Annotated in this window: 1 protein-coding gene and 1 pseudogene; both read left to right on the top strand. The window is 76.2% G+C overall.

Annotated features, from left to right (window positions below; all coding sequences use genetic code 11):
• Positions 1–243 (top strand): DUF4439 domain-containing protein (locus G3I42_RS16785; RefSeq protein ID WP_164286804.1); only part of this gene is annotated, 243 nt, incomplete at its 5' end.
• A 33-nt stretch (positions 244–276) separates the two neighbouring features.
• Positions 277–522 (top strand): annotated as a pseudogene (locus tag G3I42_RS16780) (kinase); the annotation flags it as partial.

Below are 522 nucleotides of genomic sequence, written 5' to 3'. Positions count from 1 at the left end.
GCCGCGGCGGCGCTGCGACTGGCGGGAGCCCTCGAAGAACGCGTCGCGGCGGTGTACGCCGACCTCGTGCGCGCGGCATCGGGGCAACGTCGCGCGGACGCCGCCGCCGCGCTGCGCGAGACGGCGGTCCGCGCGGTGCGCTGGGGCGGCGACGGCGTAGCCTTCCCAGGTCTGGCGGAACGATCGAATTCGGCCAAGGAATCGGGGAAGGAGCGTCCGGCTTCCCCGTCACCGCAGGACTGACCACCCGGTACCAGCCGAAAGGATGCGCCCCGCATGGTCCTCGAACCTCCCCGGCGACTCGTACGGGCCCTGGCGGAGGACCGCGGCGCGGATGACGCGGCAGCCTGGCTGGACCGGCTCCCCGAGCTGGCCGACGCCGCCGTGCGCCACCACGGCGTTCGCGTGGAGCGGCTCCTCCAGCCGGGCGGACGCAGCGGCGTGATCCTGCTGGTACGTGGCGCGGACGACGCGCCGGCCGTCCTCAAGCTGGCGCCGCCGCGCGCCCGTCCCGCCGCCGAG

Origin of the sequence: Streptomyces sp. SID11385 (assembly GCF_010548245.1) — a bacterium.
Taxonomy (GTDB): domain Bacteria; phylum Actinomycetota; class Actinomycetes; order Streptomycetales; family Streptomycetaceae; genus Streptomyces.
Note: the sequence above shows the minus strand (reverse complement) of the source record. Positions and strands in the feature narration are given on the sequence as shown.